Source organism: Arboricoccus pini (genome assembly GCF_900187945.1).
In the GTDB taxonomy this organism is placed as follows: domain Bacteria; phylum Pseudomonadota; class Alphaproteobacteria; order Geminicoccales; family Geminicoccaceae; genus Arboricoccus; species Arboricoccus pini.
Window position 1 is genome coordinate 194,396 of record NZ_FYEH01000003.1, and the last position, 22,540, is coordinate 216,935.

General features: G+C 59.5%; 21 protein-coding genes. 6 read left to right on the plus strand and 15 right to left on the minus strand.

The features are described 5' to 3' along the window. Window positions 1-768 (minus strand): endonuclease III, encoded by a 768-nt coding sequence (gene nth / locus CFB17_RS05640; protein WP_088560591.1) that lies wholly within the window; start codon window positions 766-768, stop codon window positions 1-3. Here nth and CFB17_RS05645 point away from each other — a divergent pair. Beyond that, window positions 767-1,246, plus strand: a complete 480-nt coding sequence (locus CFB17_RS05645; RefSeq protein WP_165769447.1) for a DUF2244 domain-containing protein — start codon at window positions 767-769, stop codon at window positions 1,244-1,246. The two genes, nth and CFB17_RS05645, sit on opposite strands and share 2 nt — an antisense overlap. On the opposite strand, the gene dapB is transcribed toward CFB17_RS05645, so the two are convergent. Then, a complete protein-coding gene (gene dapB / locus CFB17_RS05650; protein ID WP_088560428.1) occupies window positions 1,233-2,039 on the minus strand; it encodes a 4-hydroxy-tetrahydrodipicolinate reductase in 807 nt (268 codons plus the stop codon). The two genes, CFB17_RS05645 and dapB, sit on opposite strands and share 14 nt — an antisense overlap. A gap of 97 nt (window positions 2,040-2,136) precedes the next feature. Between dapB and CFB17_RS05655 the strand changes: the two genes are divergently transcribed. Beyond that, window positions 2,137-2,895: an isochorismatase family protein gene (locus tag CFB17_RS05655; RefSeq protein WP_243389751.1), complete on the plus strand. Its 759-nt coding sequence runs from the start codon at window positions 2,137-2,139 to the stop codon at window positions 2,893-2,895. Window positions 2,896-2,922: 27 nt separating this feature from the next. Here CFB17_RS05655 and acs read toward each other — a convergent pair whose 3' ends face one another. Both acs and CFB17_RS05665 read right to left on the minus strand, forming a co-directional pair. Further along, a complete protein-coding gene (gene acs, locus CFB17_RS05660; RefSeq protein WP_407642386.1) occupies window positions 2,923-4,860 on the minus strand; it encodes an acetate--CoA ligase in 1,938 nt (645 codons plus the stop codon). 273 nt (window positions 4,861-5,133) lie between these two features. Continuing rightward, entirely contained in the window at window positions 5,134-5,796 is a 663-nt protein-coding gene (locus CFB17_RS05665) for an arylesterase (protein WP_243389752.1), read from the minus strand. Between the two features lie 40 nt (window positions 5,797-5,836). Here CFB17_RS05665 and CFB17_RS05670 point away from each other — a divergent pair, with 40 nt between their 5' ends. The 3 genes from CFB17_RS05670 to CFB17_RS05680 all read left to right on the plus strand — a co-directional run bounded on the left by CFB17_RS05670 (window position 5,837) and on the right by CFB17_RS05680 (window position 9,991). Next, a complete protein-coding gene (locus tag CFB17_RS05670; RefSeq protein ID WP_088560431.1) occupies window positions 5,837-6,541 on the plus strand; it encodes an ABC transporter ATP-binding protein in 705 nt (234 codons plus the stop codon). Beyond that, on the plus strand, window positions 6,542-9,058 hold the full coding sequence (locus tag CFB17_RS05675) for an ABC transporter permease (RefSeq protein ID WP_088560432.1): 2,517 nt from the start codon (window positions 6,542-6,544) through the stop codon (window positions 9,056-9,058). 207 nt (window positions 9,059-9,265) lie between these two features. Continuing rightward, entirely contained in the window at window positions 9,266-9,991 is a 726-nt protein-coding gene (locus CFB17_RS05680) for a Bax inhibitor-1/YccA family protein (protein WP_088560433.1), read from the plus strand. A 605-nt stretch (window positions 9,992-10,596) separates the two neighbouring features. Here the strand turns inward: CFB17_RS05680 and rpmB are convergent. The 9 genes from rpmB to gcvA all read right to left on the minus strand — a co-directional run bounded on the left by rpmB (window position 10,597) and on the right by gcvA (window position 19,856). Further along, window positions 10,597-10,884, minus strand: a complete 288-nt coding sequence (rpmB, locus tag CFB17_RS05685) for a 50S ribosomal protein L28 (RefSeq protein WP_088560434.1) — start codon at window positions 10,882-10,884, stop codon at window positions 10,597-10,599. A 92-nt stretch (window positions 10,885-10,976) separates the two neighbouring features. Continuing rightward, the gene (locus tag CFB17_RS05690) at window positions 10,977-12,311 is read right to left on the minus strand and encodes a thymidine phosphorylase (protein ID WP_088560435.1); all 1,335 of its coding nucleotides are present in this window, start codon (window positions 12,309-12,311) and stop codon (window positions 10,977-10,979) included. Then, on the minus strand, window positions 12,308-12,817 hold the full coding sequence (locus CFB17_RS05695) for a beta/alpha barrel domain-containing protein (RefSeq protein ID WP_133063849.1): 510 nt from the start codon (window positions 12,815-12,817) through the stop codon (window positions 12,308-12,310). Before CFB17_RS05695 ends, CFB17_RS05690 begins: the two co-directional genes overlap by 4 nt. 217 nt (window positions 12,818-13,034) lie before the next feature. Continuing rightward, on the minus strand, window positions 13,035-14,249 hold the full coding sequence (locus tag CFB17_RS05700) for a purine-nucleoside phosphorylase (protein WP_088560437.1): 1,215 nt from the start codon (window positions 14,247-14,249) through the stop codon (window positions 13,035-13,037). 3 nt (window positions 14,250-14,252) lie between these two features. Then, complete coding sequence (locus tag CFB17_RS05705; protein ID WP_088560438.1) at window positions 14,253-15,224, minus strand: ABC transporter permease; 972 nt, start codon at window positions 15,222-15,224, stop codon at window positions 14,253-14,255. Between the two features lie 2 nt (window positions 15,225-15,226). Beyond that, complete coding sequence (locus tag CFB17_RS05710; protein WP_088560439.1) at window positions 15,227-16,333, minus strand: ABC transporter permease; 1,107 nt, start codon at window positions 16,331-16,333, stop codon at window positions 15,227-15,229. Between the two features lie 15 nt (window positions 16,334-16,348). Further along, a complete protein-coding gene (locus CFB17_RS05715) occupies window positions 16,349-17,860 on the minus strand; it encodes an ABC transporter ATP-binding protein (protein ID WP_088560440.1) in 1,512 nt (503 codons plus the stop codon). Between the two features lie 10 nt (window positions 17,861-17,870). Further along, window positions 17,871-18,863: a BMP family lipoprotein gene (locus CFB17_RS05720; RefSeq protein ID WP_456061938.1), complete on the minus strand. Its 993-nt coding sequence runs from the start codon at window positions 18,861-18,863 to the stop codon at window positions 17,871-17,873. A gap of 66 nt (window positions 18,864-18,929) precedes the next feature. Then, complete coding sequence (gcvA, locus tag CFB17_RS05725) at window positions 18,930-19,856, minus strand: transcriptional regulator GcvA (protein ID WP_088560442.1); 927 nt, start codon at window positions 19,854-19,856, stop codon at window positions 18,930-18,932. Between the two features lie 206 nt (window positions 19,857-20,062). Here gcvA and CFB17_RS19920 point away from each other — a divergent pair, with 206 nt between their 5' ends. Beyond that, window positions 20,063-20,185 carry a DUF1127 domain-containing protein gene (locus CFB17_RS19920; RefSeq protein ID WP_207761948.1) on the plus strand — a complete coding sequence of 41 codons (123 nt, stop codon included), beginning with the start codon at window positions 20,063-20,065 and terminating at the stop codon, window positions 20,183-20,185. Window positions 20,186-20,188: 3 nt separating this feature from the next. Here the strand turns inward: CFB17_RS19920 and CFB17_RS05735 are convergent, their stop codons facing one another. Next, window positions 20,189-21,145: an L-threonylcarbamoyladenylate synthase gene (locus tag CFB17_RS05735; RefSeq protein ID WP_088560593.1), complete on the minus strand. Its 957-nt coding sequence runs from the start codon at window positions 21,143-21,145 to the stop codon at window positions 20,189-20,191. An 83-nt stretch (window positions 21,146-21,228) separates the two neighbouring features. Further along, window positions 21,229-22,509 (minus strand): phosphoribosylamine--glycine ligase, encoded by a 1,281-nt coding sequence (purD, locus tag CFB17_RS05740; RefSeq protein ID WP_088560594.1) that lies wholly within the window; start codon window positions 22,507-22,509, stop codon window positions 21,229-21,231. Between the last annotated feature and the right edge of the window lie 31 nt (window positions 22,510-22,540).

Here is a 22,540-nt window from a genome sequence, read left to right on the forward strand (position 1 = left end):
TTATCGTGCGTCCATTACGACCGCCGGAGAATCTATAGCTGGATCATAGTCGCAAAGATCTTGAATGAGGCAACGCCCGCATTCCGGCCGTCGGGCCTTGCAGACGTAACGACCGTGCAGGATGAGCCAATGATGGGCGTGCTGAAGATAACGCTCGGGGATCACGCGGAGCAAACCCTCTTCAACCTCGCGCACCGTTCGTCCCGGTGAGAGGCCCGTACGATTGCTCACCCGGAAAATATGCGTATCGACAGCAAGTGTAGGATGACCGAAGGCAATATTGAGGACAACGTTAGCCGTTTTGCGGCCTACGCCTGGCAGGGCCTCGAGCGCCTCTCGGCTTTGCGGAACAATTCCATTATGCTCTCTAACGAGCAGGCGTGAGAGCTCCGCCAATGCCTTGGCTTTAGTGCGGTATAGACCGATCGACTTGATATGTTCGCGGATGCCTTCCTCGCCGAGCGAAGCCATCGCCGCTGGCGATGGCGCGGCCTGGAACAGAGCCGGAGTTGCCTTGTTGACGCTGGCATCCGTCGCTTGCGCCGAAAGAACGACAGCTACCAACAAGGTGAACGGGTCGGTATAAACAAGTTCCGATTTGGGCTCGGCGCAAGCGCCCTGGAACCGCGAAAATATGAGGTTGATTCTCTCAGGATCGCGTCGAAGTGGTTTTCGTCCAGCCTTCCTGCGGGAAGGTGATTGTCGCAAATGTGGAGCGTTCACCAGCACCTCGGCGTTCTCAAGCGATGGACGATTGGGATTGGACATGAAGGCTCAGGATCTCCACCGCCCCACCGTCAGTTTCAGCGCTTATCCCAACCCGCCATTGCCGCGCCAAGCAAGCCTTGTCGTCATGGCTTGCGCATGTGCAATCGGTATCGTTGGCGGTGTCCTCATGGCCGCGGCGGGTGCGTGGCCAGTTTCGCCTTTCTTCGGGATCGACACGCTGGGGCTCTGCATAGCCTTTATAATCATTCGGCGAAGGGCAAAACGACAAGAAACGATCTCCATTCAGGGATCAACGATTTCCGTCAGTCGGGCAGGCTCCAACACGCCGCCATGGACCGCCGACGCTAGGAACCTTCAGGTTGCCCTCGACATGGGCCAGGACGGGATGATCAGGAAACTCGTGCTCCTCGCTCAGGGCAGCTCGATCGAAATCGGCAGCTTCCTGACAGCAGACGAAAAGCAGGGGCTGGCTACGGCACTTCGATCCGCGCTTCCGACACCGGTCAGTCGTCGCTGAATCCCAGCACGTCACGCATCGTGTAGAAGCCAGCTGAGCGATCGATGAGCCAACGCGCGGCTCGAATGGCACCCTTGGCGTAAATTCTCCGATCACTCGCCAGATGACTGAGAACCAGCCGCTCGCCATCGCCGGCAAAATAGACGCTGTGATCTCCCACGACATCACCACCGCGCAATGCCGCGAAGCCGATCGCACCAGCGATGCGGGCACCCGTATGACCGTCGCGCGCGCGCACGCTTGATGTCTGAAGATCGACGCCTCTTCCTTTAGCTGCGGCATCACCTAACAAGAGCGCCGTGCCCGAGGGAGCGTCGACTTTACGGCGATGATGCATTTCGACGATCTCGATGTCGAAATCGTCATCGAGCACCGCCGCCACGCGCTGAACTAGTTCAGCCAGCAATATCACGCCGACGCTTGTATTTGCCGCCAGCACGATCGCCGTTCTCTCGGCTTCCTGGCGGATAGCAACTTCCTCGTGGGCCGGAATACCTGTCGTCCCGATGACAAGCGGCTTGCCTCGGGCCGCTGCGATCGTCGCATGCTCCAGCGAAGCTCCTGGCGTCGAGAAATCGACGACGACATCGTTCTGAGCAAAGATGATCTCAGGATCGACGCTTAACGTCACTCCAACGGGAGCACGGCCTATAGCCACGCCAGCATCCTGGCCGGCAAGATTGCTTCCCTTTCGCACCAGACCGCCACCGAGCTGAAGGCGCTCATCATCGAGCACTTCGGCCAGTAGCAGACGGCCCATCCGACCACCGCACCCGATGATGCCAACCCGCATAGCAATCGTCCCTACCAGGAGTATGTAATAGGTCTTACCTTGTCGCTCCCTAACAGCGGGGCGGGCGAAGGCAAAGGGCCGCCCTAGAGGTGACATGATGGCGAACAGCGAAATCACGCATCAGATGCAAGCCGCGCTGCCGGTTCAGGCGGTCACCTACAAGATCGACAGCAACGACGTCGGCCTTGTCATCGTGGATGAGGTAAACGGATTTTGCACCGTCGGCGCCGGCAATCTGGCCCCTCGCGTCGCAGACGAACGCATCGCTGCAATGATCGAGCGAACCAGCCGGTTAGCACGTCAATTTCGCGGGGACGATAAACCTGTCCTAGCCTTCCTCGACACTCATGAGGCCGGAAAGCCAGAGCCCCCTTACCCGCCTCATTGCGAACGAGGGACCGGCGAGGAATTGCTTGTGGACGAACTCGCCTGGCTGGAAGAGGACCCTGACGTCACGTTGATCCGCAAAGATTGCATCAACGGGTTTGTGGGGGCGATGGAGATGGCTTGCGGCAAGGGGCTGCACGGCGCGACACACAACAAGGTCGTCGACTGGGTGAACGTCCATCGATTGAAGTCGGTCATCGTCGTCGGGATCTGCACAGATATCTGCGTTATGGATTTCGTTCTCACGATGCTGTCGGCACGAAATCACAACTGTTTCCCGACTCTCACTGATGTCGTTGCATTCGAGCCGGCCTGTGCGACCTACGATCTCTCGTCGGAAACGGCAAAATTTCTGGGACTTCCGCCCACGTCGGCCCATCCACGTGAGCCAACCCATCACATGGCGCTCTACTTCATGGCTGCACGTGGGGCCATTATCGCTGCTGAACTCGACGGGCTGCCCCAATAAGGTTCATTGGGCTAGCCCGTACTTATCTCAGAACGTTCGACGCTCAGTGATGAGCTCCTCCACGACGGCCGGTTCGGCCAGCGTGGTCACGTCGCCAAGATTGTCGAACTCGTTGGCGGCGATCTTGCGGAGGATACGCCTCATGATCTTGCCTGACCGAGTTTTCGGGAGGCTCGGTGCCCATTGGATGATATCAGGCGTCGCGATTGGGCCGATCTCTCTGCGGACCCAGGCGACAAGCTCTTTGCGCAAAGCCTCGGCGGGCTCAATACCCTTCTGCAAGGTCACGTAGCAGAAGATGCCCTGCCCTTTGAGGTCGTGCGGAAAACCTACAACCGCTGCCTCTGATACCGCCTCATGCGCCACGAGGGCACTTTCGATCTCAGCGGTACCCAATCGATGACCGGAGACATTGATCACGTCGTCGACACGACCAGTGATCCAGTAATAGCCATCCTCGTCACGTCGGGCGCCATCGCCCGTGAAATAAGCGCCTTTGAACGTCGAGAAATAAGTCTGGACAAACCTCTCATGGTCACCGAACACGGTACGCATCTGTCCGGGCCAGCTGTCGCGAATGATCAAATTGCCTTCGGTCACACCCGCAAGCTCGCGCCCTTCTCCGTCTACGATCGCCGGATCGACACCAAAAAACGGCAATGTCGCGGATCCCGGTTTAAGATCGGTCGCTCCCGGCAACGGTGTGATCAAGATCCCGCCCGTCTCCGTTTGCCACCACGTGTCAACGATGGGACACCGCTCGTCACCGACTACGCGGTAATACCAACGCCATGCCTCCGGATTGATAGGCTCGCCCACGCTGCCAAGAAGGCGCAAGGATTGACGGCTCGTTCGCCTTACAGGATCGTCACCCTGCTGCATTAGGGCGCGAATTGCTGTCGGGGCCGTGTAGAAGATCGATACTTTGTGCTTGTCGATCACTTCCCAGAAGCGCGATATCGTCGGGTAGCTCGGGATGCCCTCGAACATAAGGGTCGTCGCCCCGTTCGCCAGTGGCCCGTAGACGATGTAGCTGTGGCCGGTCACCCACCCCACATCCGCCGTACACCAGTAGATATCCCCGTCCTGATAGTCGAAGACATAGCGATGTGTCATGGACGCATAAAGGAGATAACCTCCCGACGTGTGGAGAACGCCTTTCGGCTTACCGGTCGACCCCGAGGTGTAGAGGATGAAAAGTGGCTGCTCAGCGTTGAAAGCCACCGGCTCGCAGAAAGGCGAAGCCTCCGCCATCAGATCGGTAGCGTCGAAATCGCGGCCTGAGACCATCTCCACGGCCGTTCCCGCGTGATTGAAGACGAGAAGGCGGGGCTGCTGGGTCGTACGTTTCAGCGCGGCATCGGCATTGGCCTTCAGGGGCACATGTTTGCCGCCCCGCACCCCGGCGTCTGCCGTGATGACCAGCTTGGCACCGGAATCATCGATTCGGTCAGCCAAGCTGTCAGGCGAGAAGCCTCCAAAGACAACCGAATGCATCGCCCCGATGCGGGCGCATGCGAGCATCGCATAGGCCGCCTCTGGGATCATCGGCAGATAGATCGTAACGCAATCGCCGGCCTTGATGCCCTGGTCCTTCAAGACGTTTGCAAGGCGGCAGACCTTTTCGTGAAGCTCGCGATAGGTGATCTTGCGATCGACGCCGGGATCATCACTCTCCCAGATGATCGCAACCTGGTCGGCACGATCCTTGAGGTGCCTGTCAACGCAGTTCACGGAGACGTTAAGCTCACCGTCCTCGAACCACTTGATGCTGACCGGATCGACGAAGGACACATTCTTGATCCGGGTTGGGAGCTTGTCCCATTTCAGGGTCTTGGCCTGCTCTCGCCAAAACGTGTCTGAATCCTCAAGGGATTGCCTGTACAACCGCTGATAGTCGGCAAGATTACAAAGGCTATCACGGCTCCAGGCCGTCGGCACTTTGTAGACTTCCCCCATGACCATCTCCTTCGGCGCGCCCTGCATGTCGGCGGCTCGACCGCCGTTTTGCTTATCATCAAGCTACTTCTTCAAACCGTCGGCGCAAAGAGGGGCCTAGCCAGCACTGATCCCGTACTGACACACAGGCTTATCCACATTGATGGCGGAAAAACACAATTATCCACGCGTTGATCAACACGCTGTGAATAGAATTCCAAGCCTGGGGTAAGACCGCCATCGCCGAGACCCTAGGGCCAAGCGATCCGGGGTCGAAGGTGCATTAAGGCAAATCCGACGTCAATGACTCTCGCCGGCAACACCTGTTGCATTCAACCATGACGTTATAAACGGCAAGATATTTTCTGTGATATGAGCCACCCCTTTGGCATTGGGGTGGATGCGGTCCGCCTGCATCAAATCCGGATCGGTGATGACCCTATCGAGGAGAAATGGATAAAGAGGAATCTCGAATTGATCAGCTAGCCGTCGGAAGACGGCCCTGAACGATTCGGTGTAAGAAATGCCGAGATTGGGCGGGGCGACGATCCCGAGAAGCGCGACTTTGGCGCCGACCGACTGGGCGTGCTTGATGATCTCCGCCAGATTCCGCTCGAGCTGGTCGACGGGCAACGCACGTAATCCGTCATTACCCCCCAACTCCACGATAAGGTGACTGGGCTTGTCCGCCATCACCCAATCCACGCGCGCCAGCCCGCCTGCCGATGTGTCACCCGAGACACCCGCGTCCTCAATCGCGCAGTCAAAGCCGCGCCTCTTCAAAGCCTGATCGAGCATCGAGGGCAACGCCTCGGCGGCCGCCACGCCATAACCCGCGGTCAGAGAATCGCCAAGAATAGCGATTTTGCACTCCTGGCCCGCCAGGGCTTTTTTTAAGCTTCCCCTGGTTCCGTCGGGCGTAAGCCATAAGAATCCCACGAGTAGCAGTAGGCGCCAGCTCAAGCGCCAGCCGTGTCCGTCCCCAAAGCTGGCCGTGATTCGCATGATCCACCTTCGCGATGTGAGGTTGAGCCTCAACAGCACTGCTGGCGCCGTATCCATTCTCAACGGCGTCAAACTCGATGTGGGACGCGCCACGTCGCTCAGCATTGTTGGACCTTCGGGTTCGGGAAAGTCCAGCCTCCTCGCCCTGATCGGTGGCATCGAACGTCCGACCAGTGGCACTGTCCAGGTGGCTGGCCACGATCTGGGGACGATGAGCGAAGACGAACTGGCGCTCTTCCGTCGTCGCCACGTGGGTATTCTTTTCCAGTCCTTCCATCTCATTCCAACGATGACGGCGCTGGAGAATGTGGCCCTGCCAAGCGAACTCGCGGGTAGAGCCAACGCGACGCGTGCCGCGGCAGGACTTTTGGGAGAGATAGGCTTGGAACAGCGGCTTCATCACTACCCCTCGCAGCTCTCCGGTGGCGAGCAACAGCGGGTGGCGCTGGCCAGGGCATTGATCAACGAACCGGACCTCATCCTGGCCGACGAGCCCACGGGCAATCTCGATGCCGCTACCGGTCGGGAGATCGTCGACCTGATGTTCGCATCGCAAGCGCGTCTTGGGATGACATTGGTCATGATCACGCACGACGAGCGGCTTGCGGCGCATTGTCATCGCCGTCTGAGAATGGCGGATGGCATACTTAACGAGGATAACATCCAGACGGAAAGCGATCGCAATCCCGTGACCGAGGCATAGATGACGAGCGCGGATTGGCGACTGGCACTAGCGTTAGCACGACGTGAATTGCGTGGCGCCGGGTCGAGTCTCCTTTTCTTTTGGGCAAGCCTCACGCTCGGCGTGGCGGCCATAGCCGCCGTCGGCCTCGTGAATGGTTCCGTAACCAGTTCCATCGCCCGCGATGCTCGAGTTCTCCTTGGCGGCGATATCGAGATTGAAAACCCGTCGCAGCCTTTAGAACCGTCGGCATTCAATTTGATCCGACCGCAATCGAGCGAGGTCAGCCTCGTGGTGCGGGTGAGTTCCACTGCCGAAGCGGCGGGTCGTCGCGCGCCGGTCGCTATCCAGGCAGTGGACGGCGCCTACCCGCTCCTGGGCAGCGTGGCCCTGTCCCCCGACATGCCTCTACAACAGGCGATCGCCGACGATGGAGCGGTGGCCGAGACCGCTTTTGCAGCGCGACTAGGACTGGAACCGGGCCAACGTTTCACGATCGGAGCCAAGACCTTCACGCTGCGCGCTATCATTCAGCACCAGCCGGATGGACTCGGGGGCTTGATCAATATCGGCCCCCGGGTTGTTCTGACCACGATCGGCCTTACGCAAACCGGCATCGTCCAGCCGGGCGCCATGATCTCCTATGATTATCGCCTGGTGGTAGCGCCCGGTCAGTCGATTACTCAGATTAGCGCGGACCTCAAAAAACGCTATCCCGATGCGTCTTGGCGGCTCAGGACAAGTCTCGATGTGCAACCTGGGCTGGCACGCTTTACCGATCAATTCGCCACCTATCTGACCCTGGCCGGCCTGACCATTCTTCTGGTCGGAGGCATCGGCATCGGCTTGACGGTGCAAAGCTATCTAGCCCTACGTATGAGACACATTGCGATCCTCCACTGCCTCGGCGGCAGTTCGGCTCAGATCGGCCTTGCTTATGCGATGCAGGTCTTTTTTCTAGGAACGGCCGGCACGCTCGGCGGCCTGCTCGTCGGGCTAGTGGTGCCGGCGGCGCTCTTATTCATGCTACAAGATGCTCTGCCGATCGGCTTTTCCTATAGCCTCTCTCTTCCGCCTCTCCTGATCGCTGGCTCCGCCGGCCTGTTGACCACGGCGCTCTTCGGATTCGCGCCTGTGGCCGGTGCGTTGCAGGCTACGCCAGCCTCGCTCTTTCGCGATGGCGCCGATGCGGCGGGATCGGCTCCGACTGTGGCAGCAAGAACGGGTATCTGCATCTCGGCAATGATGCTTGGGCTTTTGATTATCTTTAGCGTGCCGCGCCCGCTTATGGCGTCGCTTTTCATTGTCGCTATCATCGTCACAACCCTACTTTTGACGATCCTGGCCAGATTGCTCGTTTCGCTCTTGTCGAATGCGAGTGGATGGGGCCCGATTTCCTTCAGGATTGCGGTTCGGACACTTACGCGCAAAGGCAGCCACACCGTTGGCATAACCATCGCTCTAGGAGCCGGGCTCGCCGTTCTAACAGCCATCCTCTTGACGGAACGAGCGCTCGAGGCTGCGATTGACAATGCCGTTCCAAAGCGCGCACCCAGCAGCGTCTACATAGATATCCAGCCGGATCAACTTGCTAGATTTACCGCGATCATCGAGGCAACTCCCGGCGCGTCGATCATACAGGCAGCGCCGCAACTCCGCGCCCGAATTGTCCGGTTTAATGGCAGGACCGCCGAGGAAGCCGGCATTGCCGAAAACGTCCGTTGGACATTGCAGCGCGACCGAGGCGTTACCTACAGTTCGACCCAGCCGCCGGATGCCGATCTCGTTGAGGGGACGTGGTGGCCTCCTGACTATGACGGACCGCCTCTCGTTTCGATGGGTGTTGAGTACGCGCGGGGCTTTGGGCTCAAGCTTGGCGACACAATCGGCCTCAACATTCTGGGACGGGTCGTCGAAGCAAAGATCGTCAATCTCCGCAAGGATATCGACTTTACCAGCGGACGGCTCGAGTTCCTCTTTATCATGAGCCCTGGGTTCATTTCGGCCGCACCCCATACGATCGTCGCCACGGTGGACGCACCAAAGGATACCGAACCGAAGCTGATGGCAGCGGTGGCCGAGGCCTTGCCGAACGTCACACCCATCTCGGTCGCTGCGATGGTTCGACAGGCCAAGGACGTTCTCGACAAGCTCGCCGCCGGCGTGATCGTCATCGCTGGCGTGACAATTGCCTCGAGCCTCGTCGTCCTGGCAGCAGCCATAGGCTCCACTCATCGAAGGCAGCGCTATCAGGCAGTCCTCCTAAAGATATTGGGTGCACGCCGCATAGAGATCATCAGCGTCATGGCATTCGAATATTTTGTTTTGGGCGTGGTAACAATGATTTCCGGTGTTCTCTTGGGTACGATGGGTTCGCTCATCCTCGTTACCATTGTGCTGCGCGTGACCTGGAGCTTCGACGTCGGCGCCATCGCGACCGTCTGCGCTCTGGCCCTCATCCTCGTAATGGCCGTCGGGCTCGCGTCGACCGCCCGCTTGCTGCAGCAAAGCGCCGCCGATGCATTGAGAACACTCTGAAATAAAATAGAGACTTCACTAATATTGGTGAATAAATATTAGCATATTGGCGTTGGGCCACGTGGAAAATCATGCGAACGTAAAGCTCGCCATATTCTAACCCCTCATGAGATATGCTCGCGCTTGCGGAGAGCGGAGCGCTGCCCATATTATGGTTCGAGTATAGGGCCGCGGACATACGCTGCCCTCAACAAGGGATGGAAACGGATGGCGTATCGCACCGATCCCCGGCTTGCTTCGGCCAACGTCGCCGTCGATCGGATCGACGAGGGCCTGCGCAGCTTCATGCTGGGCGTTTACAATTATATGGGCCTGGGGTTGGCCATCACAGGAATAGTAGCGCTCATCGTAGCGTCGACGCCTGCGATCTATGTGCCAATCTTCACCTCGCCCCTCAAATGGGTCGTCATGCTGGCGCCGCTGGGATTTGTCTTTTTCCTAGGTGCGCGTGTCAACTCTATGAGCAAAAGCGCGACGCAGATGACGTTCTGGCTGTTCTGCGCCGTTATGGGCCTGTCGCTGTCGAGCATCTTCCTCGTCTTCACCGGCGAAAGCATTGCTCGCGTCTTCTTCATCACTGCAGCCACCTTTGGAGCGGTCAGCCTCTATGGCTATACGACCAAGGCGGATCTCGCGAAGATGGGTTCGTTTTTGATGATGGGCCTGATCGGCATCGTCATCGCCACGATCGTGAACATTTTCGTAGGTAGCTCAGCGCTGCAGTTCGCCGTCAGCGTCATCGGCGTCATTGTCTTCACCGGCTTGACCGCCTGGGACACGCAACGCCTCAAGGAAGAGTATCTGAGCGTTGGTGCTATTGGGGATGCTGCCGCAAAGATGGCGGTCATGGGAGCTCTTAGCCTCTACCTCAACTTCATCAATCTCTTTATGATGATGTTGCAACTTCTAGGTGTTGCCCGCGGCCAAGACTAAGTCGACCTTATTGCCGGCGGCATCGGGCCTGTCGAAAGACGGGCCCTTTTGTTTAGAGCTGCGGGACGATACGCCCTTATGTCTCTGGCTCGTGTCGCTGGTATGTCAGGGTTCTTCCTCCGGCTACCGGGCGTCACGGCATTTCCGCTAGCGAGCCCCTCCTTCGAAGCGCCTGATTGCGTGCACGCCAAGCTTGGAACTAATAGCGGCGCTCCAAATTAAGCCCCATAACGATCACCAGCTAGACCGCCTCTAGGCTATCCAGACCGGGGACAAACTTCATCACGGCAGACGATTGGAGCGGTCTCTTGGTGCCTAGGCTTAACTGCAATGCATCTGAATGAGATATTACGCGCCATCTGCCACTTGTAGATGCGCTAGGTGCTGACTGCGTCGGGATGAGGCGATCGCCACACGATATCGAAAGGACGATCCGCTTAGGGGACGAAAGCCTGAAACCGGTTCAAGCTATTCCTCGGCTTGATCCGCAATGTCGTTGCGTGCGCGAGTCCCGCCGATGGCCTTGCAAGAGAAGCTCTTGGCAGAAATAAAGAAGCGCGCCTCGGAGGCGCGCTTCTTTACACTTTTAACCGGTCAAAAACCGATCAGGCCTTGGCGTGAACCTCAGCGATACGACGCTTCACGCGGACCAGCTCGGGCGAGAGGTCTGCTTCGGGAGCGGCAAGCAGAAACCCGTCGATACCGCCCTGCTTCTCGATCGTCCGCAGCGTGCTGGTCGCGATCCTCAGACGAAAGCTCTGCTTGAGGGCCTCGCTAAACAGACGACGGCTTTGGATATTCGGCAGAAAACGCCGTCTCGTCTTATTGTTCGCGTGACTGACATTGTTGCCGGTCAGAACACCTTTGCCAGTGAGGGCACAGCGGCGCGCCATTGGATCGTTCCCGAAATAAGAGACAACAGCAAGCTTCGCAGCCTGCTTAGAGCCACGTTGGGAGCGTCTTCTATCGGCCCTGGCTTCATCGGTCAATCGCTTAGAGCCGCATGAGACGATCCCCACCAAAGACGCGGCAACCCATGAGGCGGCTGTTCACCGATTACGATAGCCATCCCTACCTGAAGGCGCACATGAGCGGCTTGTTCGTGACTCCTCGCATGTACGAGGCATAATGGCTGGCCGACTTCAATTCGTTCACCGACGCCCACGAGCTCGCTTAACCCTACGCAAGGGTCGATTCCGGCCTCAGGGCGGCTTCGACCGCCGCCCAATGCGACGATTATCTCGCCTAGCCGGCGCACATCGATCTCGGCAACCCAGCCCGGCCGTTGCGCTATGACAGGAAGGACGACGGGTGCTTTCGGCAAGATATCGCGATAGCGTTCGACGAGGTCAGACGGGCCGCCTTGCGCTGCGGTCATACGCGCGAAAACTTCAAGGGCCCGTCCGTCCGCGAGCCGTTCATCCACGAGCGCCAGCGCATCGTTCAGAGTCGCCGCCAGCCCCCCAAGAACAAGAAGCTCTGCCGACAGGCCGCGCACAGCGGCCAGCAATCGAGCTTCGCCGGGTTGGTTTGTCAGAAGCCGGATGACCTCGATGATCTCCAGAGCGTTGCCGGCGGTGCGGCCCAGACACTGATTCATATCCGTCAGGATCGACTTGCAGGCAAGTCCGGCACCCTGGGCCACGAATTCGATCGAGTGGGCCAGATCGATCGCCTGCTCCAGAGAGGGCAGAAACGCGCCATTGCCCACCTTCACGTCCATCAGCAATGCGTCTGCGCCGGCAGCCAGCTTTTTGGCCAGGATCGATGCGGTGATCAAAGGCAAGCTGTCGACCGTCGCGGTAACATCCCTGATTGCATAGAGCCGACGGTCGGCGGGTGCTAGATCCTGGCTTGCGCCCACGATCGCACAACCGACCTCGCGGACGACCATCTGCAAATCTGCTGCATCCAGACGCGTATCGAAGCCTGGTATGCTCTCGAGCTTATCAAGTGTGCCACCGGTATGCCCGAGACCGCGCCCAGAAATCATCGGCACGAAACCGCCGCATGCCGCTACGATGGGCGCAAGCGCCAAGCTCACCTTGTCGCCAAGACCGCCCGTGGAATGCTTATCAAGAACAGGGCCTGGCATGTCATCCCAGCGGAGAACGATGCCGGTATCTCGCATCGCAAGGGTCAAGGCTATGGTTTCACGCTTCGTCATGCCATGGATGCGAATGGCCATGGCAAGGGCCCCCACCTGAGCGTCGACCAAGCTGCCATTAGCGATATCATTGACGAGCGCTCTCACCGCCAGGTCATCAAGTTGCTCGCCGTCCCGCTTCGCGGCGAGAAGTTCCTGTGGCGATAGCTTCATTGCTGGAATCGCGTCACGAAGTGCCTTTCCTCCACTCGAATATTCGCGGGCCTGAGCCATTCCGGCCCAAGAATCGCTTGAGCGAGACTCGCTAGCGGCGCCAGCGCCGACTTTCCTTGCGATAATTTGAAGCCGACCTTTCCCTCGGCCTCCATGGCTACGGACAGCAGGACTGCGCACAGGTCTAGATCAAGTGGACCCGATGCCGATGGCATCGTGACGCCGAGAAAGTCGACCCCAGCCATGATGGCGGTACGGGCGATCGCCGTCGCCATGCTCGGATCAACGGAGCCTCCAGGCGTAAGGATGCGCAGCGCGACGCCTGGCCCTGCCGTGGTCCGGCAAGCTTCGATCAGATCGCCGACCAGCCCGACGTCGCCATCTTCCACTGCGCTGAGAGGAACCAGGAACTCGACGGCCCCGGCACCATCGCCAGCGCAAGCTCCTGCTTCTGCGGCAATCGCCGCGATATCGTCACCTTGCGCTTCGTTCAGCCTGACGATCATGACTGGAGTCGCATCCTGCATGGCGCGGCGAACCACCTCGACCATCTTCGCGTCAACGCAAACGCCGGGCCCATTGGCGGCACGAACCTCGCGCGCTGCCAAGAGGACTTCGTTTTGCGCCATGCCACGCGCATCGAGTTCAACGAAGCACGAACATTGATCGCGCAACGCTTCAGGTAATGGTGCGGTCATCGCGGTGCCGACAAGAGTTTGCAAATCAAGCGGTGGCACGAACGATCTCCGGCAGAGCTATCTTCAGGAAGGAAGCAAGTGCAGCCTTGGCACGAGATGCCTGACTCAAGGTCTGCTCATGGGACAACGGCGATGCACTAAGGCCGGCAGCGAAATTCGTAACGATAGAGAGGGCGACGACCTTCATGCCGGCATGTCGACCGCTGATCGCCTCCGGTACGGTCGACATGCCGACCAGATCGGCTCCCATAAGGCGCAGTGCACGAATCTCGGCTGGGGTCTCGAAGACGGGCCCGAGCATTGAAGCGTAAATACCCTCGGTGAGTTGCACGCCCCTATCTCTGGCCAAGGTCAAAAGCCGGCGTCGACAGGCCGGGTCGTAAAGATCCGTGAGATCGAGAAACGAAGGACTCCCATTTGCATCACGTACCCCCATCATCGGATTAGTGCCCATCATGTTAATATGATCACTGATGAGAACGAGCGATCCGGGGCCGATTTCGGGCCTAAGCGAACCCGCCGCATTGGTCAGCATGAGCGTCTTGCAGCCGATCGCCGCCAACGTATCTAGCGGATCGTTGAAGCTCTTGGCCGAATGGCCCTCGTAGAGATGCATGCGGCCACGCATGACGGCGACAGGCACGTCGCAAAGTCTGCCAAGCATGAGTTGCCCGGCATGGCCCGCAACACTGGGCGCCGGGAAGCCGTCAAGCTCGGCGTAGGAAAAGACGATAGCATCCTCCAACGCCTCGACTGCCTCGCCCATCCCGGAGCCGAGAACAAGGGCAATTTCGGGAGCTTGAAATCCAGCCCGAGAGCGGATGAGCGTCGCGGCGTTCGATATGCCTGGTGCTGTGACGGGGCGCAGGGCGAAGGCTCGGGGCAGAAGTTCGCCTAACGTCATCCTCAGGATTGCGGCGTCGGCGCCGGTCATGTGGACAAGGACGCCGGCGTCGGCGAATTCTGCAAGACGCTGTCGACAGCCGCCGCACGGTACACAAGGTTCTTGACCACTGCCGGCGACGGCGACCTCGCGAATTCGTCGCTCCCCCGCCGCAATCATGGCGGCGATGGCACCAGCTTCGGCACAGGTGCCGAGCGGGTAGGCAGCGTTTTCCGTATTGGCGGCCACATAGATCCGTCCACTCTCGCCCCGCAGAGCCGCCCCGACGTGGAAGCCCGAATAAGGCGCGTAGGCTTGACGCCTGGCGGCGCAGGCGGCCTCCAAAAGGTCGTTCATCGCTTAGCGCTCCTTCACATAGGGCTTTCCCACGGCTCTGGGCGCCACGGCTCGGCCGACGAACCCGGCAAGCAGGATGATGGTGAGAACATAAGGCAAAGCCTGGACCAATTGAGTGGGGACGCTGCCTATGCCCGGCAAGCTAACACCCTGCAGCCTCGCCTGGAGGGCATCCGTAAAGGCGAAGAGTAGGCAGGCCAGGACAGCCGGAACAGGACGCCATTTGCCAAAGATGAGGGCAGCGAGGGCTAGATATCCCTTCCCCGCCGTCATGTCGCGCGTGAAGCCCTCACTTTGCGCGATGGATAGATAGGCGCCGGCAATGCCGCAAAGAAGGCCTGTCATCAGGAGGGCCCGATAGCGCAGGGAGGCTACCGAGATCCCAGCGGTATCGACGGCGGCCGGGTTTTCGCCGACAGCACGCAGCCTCAGCCCAAATCGGGTACAATATAGAACCCATACAGCCAGCGGGATCGTCAGGACAGCTATGTAGGTCAGCAGATTTTGGCCGCTAATGATGTCGGTATAGACAAGGCCAACGATCGGAATATCCCGCACCCCCGCGGCGAAAGGGAGTTCGATCGGCATAAACCGTCCCCGCCCCGGAGGCAGAGAAATACGCCCTGCCTGTCCGAACCAGGCCTCAGCCAAGGTGGGGCCTAGGCCTGCCACGGTGATGTTGATAGCCATGCCCGAGACGACCTGATCGCCACGATGAGTAATCGTTGCGTAGCCGTGCACCAGCGCAAGCATCATGGAAGTGACAATAGCGCCGGCAAGACCCAGCAAATGGGACCCGGATATCGCCGTCAACGCGGCTGCGGCAAATGCGGCCGCCAACATTTTGCCTTCGAGGCCTATATCCACGACCCCGCTGCGCTCGGCGAAAAGTCCGGCCAGAGCCGCCAACACCAAGGGCGTTGCCAGCCGGATCGTGCTGGCGGCGAGAAAGACGCTCTGGTCGAAATAGTCCATGCTCAGGGCTGAGATCGCTGTGGACGCATCAGGCGTGCCTGGAGCAACGGTCCAAACAGGTGCTCGAGACCGCCAGCGAAGAGAATGACAAGCCCCTGTACAACGACGACGATGTCGCGACTAACCCTGGGCATGTCGAAAGCGAGCTCGGATCCGCCCTGATAGAGCGCGCCGAAGAGAATAGCTGCAAGGATGATGCCGATCGGATGATTTCGCCCCATCAGTGCGACGGCGATGCCCACATAGCCGTAACCAGCGACGAAACCCAGAATGACGCGATGCTGGGCACCCAACACCTCGTTAACTGCCATAAGACCGGCCAAAGCACCTGAGAGGATCATCGCGATGATAACGATCCGGCCAACATTGATGCCGGCATAGACGGCGGCGTCGCGATTATGACCCACGACCCGGATCTCATAGCCGAGCTTGGTCTTCCAGATCAGCAACCAGAAAAGAATGCAGCACAAAAGGGCTAACAGGATCGACGCGTTGAGCGGCGACCTGCCGAGATCTACGCCGAACGGCCCGAGCCATGTCCATAACTGCGGCAGCCAGAACGCATGGGGAAAAACGATCGTCTCCGGACTTTGCTGCCCCGGACGGATAAGAACATTGACCAAGAGATATGCCATGAGCGAGGCAGCGACGAAGTTCAAAAGGATCGTCGTAACGACGACGTGACTACCGCGCCGAGCCTGCAGCCAGCCAGGAACGAGGCCCCAGATCCCGCCAACCAAGGCAGCTGAGAAAATCGCGGCCGGAATGGCAAGGAAACGCGGAAGGAAACCAGCAAACGTGCCGACGATCGCTATGCCCAGGCCGCCCAAGTAGGCCTGCCCCTCCCCCCCGATATTGAAAAGTCCGGCGTGAAAGGCCAGGGCGACGGCTAACCCGACAAAGATGAAGTTCGTGGCATAAAACAGGGTATATCCCCAGGCTTCGCCGTAGCCGAAGGCCCCATAGATCATAAGCCAAGCTGCCCGCAGCGGATTTTCACCGATCAGCAGCACGATCAGGCCAGAGACAAGAAAAGCGGCCGCGAGATTAATGAGCGGGATGAGCCCGATATCGATCCAAAACGACAGGCCACGCCGAGCGGCAGCCATCCTCGACACTCCTCTTCAGTCCGCCGCTACAGCGTCGCCATCCGCCATCATCATGCCGATCGCGCGCTCGTCAGCCATTGCAGTCGGCATGCGGCCGCTGATCCTTCCATCGGCCATGACGAGGATACGGTCGGCAAGCGACATGATCTCCTCGAGCTCGACCGAGACGATCAGGACAGCCATTCCCTGATCGCGCAGTTCAACAATACGTCGATGAATGAGTTCAATCGCTCCGACATCAACGCCACGCGTCGGCTGGCCGATGAGGAGAAGCACCGGGCCGTGCTCGATCTCGCGTGCCATGACTAGTTTTTGCTGATTGCCGCCTGAAAATGAGGTGGCGTTGAGAAAGACGTCGTGTGGACGGATGTCATAGCGACTGAACCAGTCCCTCGTCCGCGACAAAATGGTCCGGATGGACAGAAAGAAACCGCCATAATCTCGTCGCCGGTGATAACCCAAAATAGCATTCTCGTAGGCCTTCATGCCGCGCACGAGACCGTTGCGAAGCCTATCCTCGGGAACGTGGGCCACACCCTGCTCGCGGATAGAACGCCAACAGGTCATTTTACCGCGTATGGCGATCGATCCTCTGGTTGGTGATCGCATGCCTCCCAAGACCTCAAGGAGTTCACTCTGGCCGTTGCCCGACACGCCAGCTACGCCAACGATCTCACCGGCATGGACGGAAAATGACAAATCCTTGAGCCGCGCCACACCGCGCTCGTCCTTTAGATCTAAGGCCTCCACCCGAAGGACCTCAGGGCCCGGGCGCGCAGGTCCTTTCGCCACTTGGAACAGAACGGCGCGACCGACCATGAGCTCAGCCAGTTGCTCCCGCGAGGTTGCCCTGGTCTCCAGGTGAGCCACCATTTGGCCGCGCCGCATGACGCTGACACGGTCTGTAACCCGCATGATCTCGCCCAACTTGTGCGTGATCAGAATCACGCTTCGACCTTGCATTTTCAAGTTTCGCAGAATGCTGAAGAGGTGATCTGCCTCTTGTGGCGTTAGGACACCCGTCGGCTCATCGAGGATGAGGGTGCGCGCCCCCCTATAAAGGGCCTTTAGGATCTCGACACGTTGCTGCAGACCTACAGCCAGTTCGCCGACGACAGCATCGAGATCCACCTCAAGGCCGTAGTCACGCTCAATCCTGGCAATCTCACGGCGAGCCGCAGTCATCCCCCTCTTGAGGGTGACGCCACCTTCTGAACCCAGCAGCATGTTCTCAAGAACCGTCAACGGTTCGACCAACATGAAATGCTGATGGACCATACCTATGCCGGCCGCGATCGCATGACGCGGCTGGCTGATCTCAACCTCGCTGCCGTCCACCAGCATAGCGCCGGAATCAGCCTTCAGGTAGCCATAGAGAATGTTCATCAGCGTCGACTTGCCGGCGCCATTTTCGCCGACAATGCCGTGAATCGTGCCGGACTCGATGCGAATGTCGACGCGGTCATTGGCGACATTGCCGCCAAAGCGTTTCGAGATCGCGCGTAGTTCAATGGCGGCGGCTTGCATCAGCCTGCGCCTAATTCGGCTGATATCCCTTTACGACGATTTTTCCGGCAATGATTTCCGCCTTCGCGGCTTCGAGCTTCTGTCGCATGTCCGTCGTCAGGATGGAGGCATTATGATCGTCGACCGCATAACCTACCCCATCCTCTCTGAGGCCGAGCACACGGGTTCCCGGCTTCCAACCATCGCCTTGGGCTTCCTTGAACGCTTCATAAACGGCGACGTCGACACGCTTGACCATCGAGGTCAGGACATGCCCCGGATAGAGGCCATTCTGATTGCTGTCGACGCCGATGCCAAGTTTGCCACGATCGGCGGCGGCTTGCAGGACACCTCTGCCCGTAGCACCCGCCGCATGATAAACGACATCGGCGCCGCGATCGAACTGGCTGATAGCAAGCTCGTTGCCTTTGGCGGGATCACTCCAGGCGGCTGCCGTATCCCCGGCATAATTCACCAGAACCTTGTCATCCGGCTTCACATAGTGAACGCCTTCTTCATAGCCCACCTGAAAGTTGCGAATCAGTGGGATGTCCATACCACCGACGAAGCCGGTGGTCCCCGTCTTGCTGGCTAACGCGGCAGCCATGCCGACCAGGAATGAGCCCTCCTGCTCCTTAAAGACAATCGATTCGACGTTCGGCTTGTCGACGACGGCATCAATGATCACGAACTTGGTGTCTGGATACTGGTCTGCCAGCGTCTCAAGTGGGGTCGCGAAGGAAAACCCGGCCATGACCACGATATTCGCGCCGCGCCTAGCCATTCTCGACAAGGCCTGCTCGCGTTGGCTCTCATTGGTGATCTCGAACTCGAGATAGCTAATACCTGTATCCTGCTTGAACTTCTCAGCACCATGGTAGGCCGCCTCGTTGAAGCTCGCGTCGAACTTGCCGCCCATGTCAAAGATCAGCGCCGGCTGAAAATCGGCCGCGCGAACCACGGTTGCGGTGCTGAGCAAAGTCATCGCGACGATGGCAGCGCCAATCGACTTGAGCATAGGCATTTCCCTGAGTGGCTGGGGCACTGTCGGTCGACGCTAGAGACAGAGCCGAGAAATGCAACTGCCTGCTCAGATCGCCGTGATGTTCCTGGATATTGTCGCCTGCTCCTCGAGCCAGGAAATGAAGAGACGGACCCGTGGCTGCCTGGAAGCGCCTTCGGGTGTCACAGCATAATAGGCGTATTCCGCGGGCCGCTGGATTGGAAATGGCCGCACCAGGCGACCCGAGGCCAGATCGTCGGCCACGAGTGCGCTTCGCCCCAAGGCAATGCCGGCGCCTCGCGCAGCGGCATCGATCATCATCGTGGCGTCCGTGAAGCCAGGTCCACGTGTTGCGTCGAAGTCCTGAATATCGTTGCCCTGCAGCCATGCTCGCCACGTGAGGCTGGGCTCATCTCCACTAAGTGTCCGATCATGTAGCAGGACATGATGTCGAAGGTCATCGAGACGCCTTAGTGGCTTTTGCGCATTCATGAGCGCCGGCGCGCAGACAGGAAACACCTCCTCGGTAAGAAGAAGGCGCGTTTCAAGGCCTGGGTAGATGCCGCGCCCATATCGAATCCCGATATCGACGTCCTCGCGACTGAACTCGACGTTGCGGATCTCCGCCTTGAGCGTGAGCTCAATATCCGGATAGCCCGCGATGAAGTGTGCGATTCGCGGAACAAGCCACCGTGCCGCAAACGATGGGATGACCGACACGATCAATGGGCCGGCTATGCTCGCCCCCTGCAGATCCGTCACTGCTCTCGCCAGATGTGCAAACGCCTTCTCAAGCTCTGGCATCGCAGCGCGCGCGCTCTCGGTCAGAACAAGTCCACGCGGCATTCGTTCGAAAAGCTCGACGCTAAGAGCCGCCTCCAGTTGCTTGACCTGCTGACTGATCGCCGCTGGCGTTACGCCAAGTTCGTCGCCCGCCTTGACAAAGCTCGTGTATCGCGCCGCCGCGAGAAAGGCGCGCAAACTGTTTAGCGGGGGCAGTCTGTTCAGCGTCACAGTGGCAGGCTAAGCAAAACTGAGCCAGCGGGCAAGAACTTCTCGCTTGTTAGCTAGACCTGCTTGGCCTGAATTTGGGATCCCGAAGAAGGGAGCGCCAATTGGCTATCACCGATCCGCCAGCATATGACTTCAACGTTCGATGCAGGTTGCCGCCGAGGCCTGCGCAAAATCGGCTGGGCCGGATGCTTTGCGCAGTTGAGGAAATGCTCGAAAGACGTCGCGGACGTCGCGCACTCCGTCGCATGACCGAGCATGAGCTGCGCGACATCGGCCTTAGTCCGAGTGCCGCTTATCGCGAGGCCCTCAAATATCCCTGGCAGTCGTAAAGTTCATGCCCGCGGCGCGGCCGCTCTCGCAAGACGATCCTTGAGCGCCGCGCCTAGGCCTTCGGATGGGAGCGGCATGACCGCGATGCGGCGCACGCCGCTTTCGTCCAAACGCCTGAGCATCGCATAAAGGTTGCTAGCCGCTTCTACCGTGTCACCGCTCGGGCTGAGATTGAGCGTGACCTGGCCGCCGACGGGCACCATAGGACCGAACGCAAGCAGAGCCTCTTCCGGCTCTACCGACGTGGCATTCAGGCGCAAGGCAGCTCTCGGGGCATAATGACTGGCCAGTTGCCCGGGCGAGCGTGGCCTCGGGTCGTCTGAACCCATCGCAAGCTCGCCCGCGACTGTCACAATCCTTTCGCGCGCCAAACCGCCCTCGCGCAGCACCCTAATTACGTTGCTCTGGGTAAGGTCGAGTACTGTACTCTCAATGCCGACCGGACATGGTCCGCCATCAAGAACGAGATCCACCTTTCCCGCTAGATCCGCCGCGACATGGGCGGCTATGGTCGGACTGACCCGCCCCGACGGATTAGCGCTCGGCCCGGCGATCGGCCCTCCGACGGCCGCAAGAAGATCTCGAGCAACGGGGTGAGCGGGCACCCTGATTGCCACAGTTTCCAGTCCTGCGGTTGCCAGAGGAGACAGTCGACTGCCTGCCCGTAGCGACAACACGAGGGTGAGCGGTCCGGGCCAAAAAGCGGATGCCAACCGCCTAGCGCGACCATCGAAGACGGCCCATTGCTCTGCGTCCTCGACTTTTGCCAGATGAATGATGAGAGGATTATGGGCGGGCCGTCCCTTGGCGGCATAGGCGGCGGCTACGGCTCTGTCGCTCGTCGCAAGACACCCCAGTCCGTAGACAGTCTCGGTCGGAAAGGCGACTAAACCGCCCTCCTGCAAAATGCCGGCCGCCTCGTCAATCGCGGTTGCCGAGGGGAGTTGAATGATGGTCACGGGCAACGGGCCTTGGCTAGCTCAGGGGTGCGGCATCGTGCGAGCACGCAAGGTCGGTCGCTCAAGCTCCGGCATGGCATGGATTACCTGCGCTGACGAAGCGCCTTGGCGCCAATATCACGACGGTAAAACCCGTCCGGCCAATCGACAAGCGCCACGGCTCGATAGGCGCGATCATGCGCCTCCTGAAGATCTCGCCCACGAGCCGTAACATCGAGAACGCGACCACCATTCGCGCGCCACATACCATCCTGTATTTCGGTCGCCGCGTGGTAGATGAACACACCTTCGGCGGAGGAAGCCATATCGAGGCCGTCAATGACTGTCCCGCGGCTGAAGCTTCCGGGATAGCCTCGTGCTGCAAGCACGACCGTCATTGCGTGATCGTCGCTCCATCGTGGAGTCACCTCGTGCAGGCGACCATCACATGCCGCAAGGAGTATGGCGGCCAAATCGCTCTCCAAGCGCGGCAATACGACCTGGCATTCAGGATCGCCAAAGCGCACATTGTACTCGATCAATTGGGGACCATCGCTTGTGAGCATAAGGCCGGCGTAGAGGAAGCCACGAAATGGAGCTCCTTCAGCCGCCATCCCTTTCAAGGTCGGCTCCACGATCTTGCGCATCACTTGCTCGCTCAGCGCATCGTCCATGTTGGCAGCCGGCGAAAAAGCGCCCATGCCGCCTGTATTCGGTCCCTCGTCGCGATCGAAGGCCCTCTTATGATCCTGGGCGGTGCCAAAAAGCAACGCGGTACCGCCATCACAAAGGGCAAAGAGGCTGGCTTCCTCGCCATGCATGAAAGCTTCGATGACGATTTCCTTTCCTGCCGCGCCAAAGGCGCCCGCAAAGGCGCTATCCACCGCCGCCAGCGCCTCGTCTCGAGTAGCCGCGATCACGACACCTTTTCCAGCCGCCAAGCCGTCGGCCTTGATCACCACGGGCAATGCATGGTCAGCCAGATAGGCACGGGCTTCATCAGCCTCTCCGAAACTGAAAGTGCGGAACGCGGCTGTAGGGATAGCGTGGCGGATGCAAAAGGCCTTGGTGAAAGCTTTGGAACCCTCGAGGCGTGCCGCCGCTGCGGTTGGGCCGAACGCCCTGATCCCGACAAGCTCGAGGGCGTCGACAAGGCCCGCCACGAGAGGCGCCTCTGGTCCAACCACCACGAAATCGACATTCTCAGCCTCGGCCAGAGCCACTTGGCCACTAATATCATCGGCTGATACGCGGGCTCGCCGGGCGATCTTGGCGATGCCGGCATTGCCCGGGGCGCAGATAACCTCGGAAACCAGGGGCGACTGGGCCAAGCACGCGCAAAGTGCATGTTCGCGCCCGCCCGAACCAACCACCAAAATCTTCATGACAATCTCCTCGATCGACGCCAATCGATCA